General features: G+C 62.2%; 5 protein-coding genes. 2 read left to right on the top strand and 3 right to left on the bottom strand.

Annotation, left to right across the window (positions count from 1 at the left end; translation table 11 throughout):
* Both ACEK02_RS29880 and ACEK02_RS29875 read left to right on the top strand, forming a co-directional pair.
* The coding region (locus ACEK02_RS29880) for an outer membrane protein assembly factor BamE (RefSeq protein WP_371425059.1) at positions 1-318 on the top strand (318 nt) is incomplete at its 5' end.
* A 168-nt stretch (positions 319-486) separates the two neighbouring features.
* Positions 487-1,491 carry a Bug family tripartite tricarboxylate transporter substrate binding protein gene (locus ACEK02_RS29875; protein ID WP_371425058.1) on the top strand — a complete coding sequence of 335 codons (1,005 nt, stop codon included), beginning with the start codon at positions 487-489 and terminating at the stop codon, positions 1,489-1,491.
* A 74-nt stretch (positions 1,492-1,565) separates the two neighbouring features.
* On the opposite strand, the gene ACEK02_RS29870 is transcribed toward ACEK02_RS29875, so the two are convergent.
* The 3 genes from ACEK02_RS29870 to ACEK02_RS29860 form a co-directional block, all read right to left on the bottom strand.
* Positions 1,566-1,808 (bottom strand): DUF2171 domain-containing protein, encoded by a 243-nt coding sequence (locus ACEK02_RS29870; RefSeq protein ID WP_371425057.1) that lies wholly within the window; start codon positions 1,806-1,808, stop codon positions 1,566-1,568.
* 83 nt (positions 1,809-1,891) lie between these two features.
* On the bottom strand, positions 1,892-2,047 hold the full coding sequence (locus ACEK02_RS29865; RefSeq protein ID WP_184516099.1) for a hypothetical protein: 156 nt from the start codon (positions 2,045-2,047) through the stop codon (positions 1,892-1,894).
* A 108-nt stretch (positions 2,048-2,155) separates the two neighbouring features.
* Positions 2,156-2,986, bottom strand: coding sequence for an arylamine N-acetyltransferase (locus ACEK02_RS29860; RefSeq protein WP_371425056.1), 831 nt, complete (start codon positions 2,984-2,986; stop codon positions 2,156-2,158).
* Positions 2,987-3,329 lie beyond the last annotated feature (343 nt).

Raw genomic sequence — 3,329 nt, 5'->3', positions numbered from 1 at the left:
GAGCAGATTCCGATCGGCGCCAGCCAGGATCAGGTGCTGATCGTGATGGGCACGCCCTCCACCGTCGCCACGCTATCAGGTGAAGTGTTCTATTACATCTCGCAGCGCGCCGAACGCGCCGTCGCGTTCATGCCGCAGAAAGTCACCGACCAGCGCGTCATCGCGATCTATTTCGACAAGAACCGCAAGGTGATCCGGCTCGCCAATTACGGCCTGCAGGACGGCAAGATCTTCGACTTCATCAGCCGCACCACGCCGACATCCGGCCAGGAAATGAGTTACCTCACGCCGCTGTTCAAGCTGATCAGCTTCCGCTGATCGCTGCATGAGTTGGCGACGTCTGATTGCAAGCCCCGCGGCACACGCCGCGGGGCTTTTTCCGTGTGGTGCGGCCGCGCGTCAAAGGTCGGCTTGCCCGCCGCCATCCGCCTCACTACGATTTCGGCAAGACCAAGAACCAAAACGACGCCATCGAGGGAAGAAACCATGACCAGACTCATCAGCCGCCGCACCGTACTGACCGGCGCGGCCGCGATCACCAGCGCCGCGATCCTGCCGCGCGCCAGCCTTGGTGCCGGTGAATGGAAGCCCACCGAAACCGTCCGCATTATCGTGCCTGCCGCAGCCGGCGGCTCGACCGACGTGATGGGCCGCATGCTCGCCGCGCATCTGCAGCCGGCCTGGGGGCAGTCAGTGGTGGTGGAGAATCGCTCGGGCGGCGGCGGCACCATCGGCGTCGCCGAAGTCGCGCGGCAGAAGGGCGACGGCCATACGATCCTGGTCGGCAATCCCGGCCCCAACGCCATTGCCTACAGCATCTTCAGGAACCTGACCTACAAGAGCGACCAGTTGCAGCCGGTCAGCAACATGATCAAGCTGCCCAACATCGTCTGCGCGCATCCGAGCCTGGCGATCAAGACGGTCCCGGAGCTGATCGCCTATATCAAGGCCAATCCGGACAAGCTGAATTACGGCTCGTCCGGCGTCGGCCAGAGCCCGCATCTCACCGGCGCATGGTGGCTGCAGCTCACCGGGCTGAAGATGCAGCACGTGCCGTTCCGCGGCGCGGGTCCCGCTCTGCAGGCGGCGCTTGCCGGCGACATCCAGATCCTGTTCGACAATCTCTATCCGTCGCTGCCGCAAGTGCTTGATGGCAAGCTCAACGCGCTCGCGGTGACCACGACCGAACGCAATGCGCAGTGCCCGAACGTGCCGGCGATGCGCGAGACCGCGCCTGAACTCGCGAATTTCGATGTGTCGACATGGTTCGGCGTATTCTATCAGAAGAGCACCCCCACCGCCGCCGTCGACTCGCTCAACAGCCAGATCAAGACCCTGCTGGCGACCGATGCCGCGAAGAAGACCATCATGGCGATGGGCGCCGTGCCCGATTACGGCACCCCTGCGCAGTATCAGACCTTCATCGAGGCCGAGACGGCCAAGTTCAAGACCATCATCGACAAGGAAGGTCTGCAGATGGAGGTGAAGTGAGGCACGCTTCATCTCGCTCGAACATCGCGATATAAACGAAAGCCCCGCGGCTCACACCGCGGGGCTTTTTCGTTCTACTTCTCTTCTTCCATGGCAAAGGCGACATCGCCATTGGCCGACAGCCGCACCTTGTCACCCTCGACCTCCGCGACCAGACCGCCATCGATGAAGTGATGATGACCTTTGTGGCTGCCCTCGCCGCTGTCCTTCTTGGTCAGCTTGATGCGGTTGCCCTCGACCTTGTCGACGGTGCCGACATGGACGCCGTCGGCGCCAATGACTTCCATATGTTCCTTGACCTTGCTGAGCGCGCTCATGTCGTGTCCTTCCGATGTGGGGAACACTGAACGTGGAGCTGCGCAATAGGTTCAATCGCAAAACGGTGAGATCGGCGCCCCGATCATCCGCCCTTGTTCATCTTCTTGATCTTGGCGTCCTGCGCCTCGATCGCCAGCGTCAACTCCATGATCGCCTTGGACAGAAGCTCGGTGGCTTCCTTCTGGTCCTGCGACTTGGCGGCGCGCAGCGCGTAATTCTTGGCGGATGACAGCGACATGTGACGGTCCTCGTGATGATCGCAAGCGGATTAGCCGAAGGTGTCATCCGTCGCAACGGGATCGGAACTTCAGATGGCGCGGAGCTACTGCCCCCGCCACTGTCGCAATCAGGAGCGTTCCGCGTTGCCGCTGATGATCGCGAAAATCTCGTCGGCGGAAGCCGGCGGCGTGATGCCGAAGGTCTCGTCGAGGACCTGTTGCAACTCCGCGGCGCTGCCGAGCACGCGTTCGGACACCGGTTCGCCATCCCGTCCCTCGACGGTCAGATGGCGGTTGACCAGTCTGGTGCGCCGGTCGCCGCTGACACGCTCCATCACCAGCATCGACGTGAAGGGCATGAACGGGCTGGTCGATGTGTACCAGTTGCCGAGCTCGTAATCCGCTGGAAGCTGAGGCGTCAGGTCAAACACATACATGGTCCGCCAGCCGCCTGGCCGCTTCGCGCTCAGTGACAACAGGCCATCGGCCTCGGTCAGTCGATAGGTGCCTGTCGCGGTCTGTTGCTCGATATCGACAGCCAGCCGCAAGGGTGCGTCCAGCACGCAGGCGCCAAAGCCGACATCGGCGAGATATGGCCCGTCCGGCAGATCGACCCTCAGGAGCATATGCGCCCTCGGACCGAGCGGACTGTCCGGCGGCGCATTCCAGCGCACCCGGCCCCCAAGTCCGGTGACCTTGAAGCCGACCTCGACGAGCGCAGCCCGCAGCAGCGCGTTCAATTCGTAGCAATAGCCGCCGCGTCGGCCATCGACGAGTTTCTGCTGCACCGACGCCATATCCAGTTTGACCGGAAGACCCAGCAACGGATTGAGGCCCTCAACTGGGAGCGCTTCGACCTGAGCGGCATGAATGGCGGTTAGCGTTGCCAGATCCGGAGCAACCGGTCCGTCAAAGCCGATCCGCGCGAGATAGCGATCAAGCCGAAAACCATCGGTCATCATCATTCCTGCAATCGAGCCCTTCCGACATACCCCATCGGGCCCCCGGAATCAAACTTGGGGCAGCAAGCAGCTCCCAACATTTTTTCCTATTACTATTGACAACATCCCCATATTGATTATTTTCCGCTTCGTCCTGCCCCATCGAGAGGGGCGATCGCGATCGTCACGATTGCGGGGCGGGATGCGGTGGACGCCGGAGATGCGGCGTCACGGGATGTGTGGGTAACGGCTGTCTGCGGGCAGGCCGCATCGTCTGTGGTCAGGATACCACTGGGACAGGCGGCTCGGCTTGCCTTCGGATAGCAAGAACCTGCGGATCAAGTGACGGACGACCAGATTC

It is taken from the genome of Tardiphaga sp., assembly GCF_041424195.1.
Classification (GTDB): domain Bacteria; phylum Pseudomonadota; class Alphaproteobacteria; order Rhizobiales; family Xanthobacteraceae; genus Tardiphaga.
Note: the sequence above shows the minus strand (reverse complement) of the source record. Positions and strands in the feature narration are given on the sequence as shown.

What these genes read in the sequence shown, in the direction of transcription:
- ACEK02_RS29875 (WP_371425058.1), top strand. Translation starts at nt 487, where the DNA reads ATGACCAGACTCATCAGCCGCCGCACCGTACTGACCGGCGCGGCCGCG.
- ACEK02_RS29870 (WP_371425057.1), bottom strand. Translation starts at nt 1,808, where the DNA reads ATGAGCGCGCTCAGCAAGGTCAAGGAACATATGGAAGTCATTGGCGCC.
- ACEK02_RS29865 (WP_184516099.1), bottom strand. Translation starts at nt 2,047, where the DNA reads ATGTCGCTGTCATCCGCCAAGAATTACGCGCTGCGCGCCGCCAAGTCG.
- ACEK02_RS29860 (WP_371425056.1), bottom strand. Translation starts at nt 2,986, where the DNA reads ATGACCGATGGTTTTCGGCTTGATCGCTATCTCGCGCGGATCGGCTTT.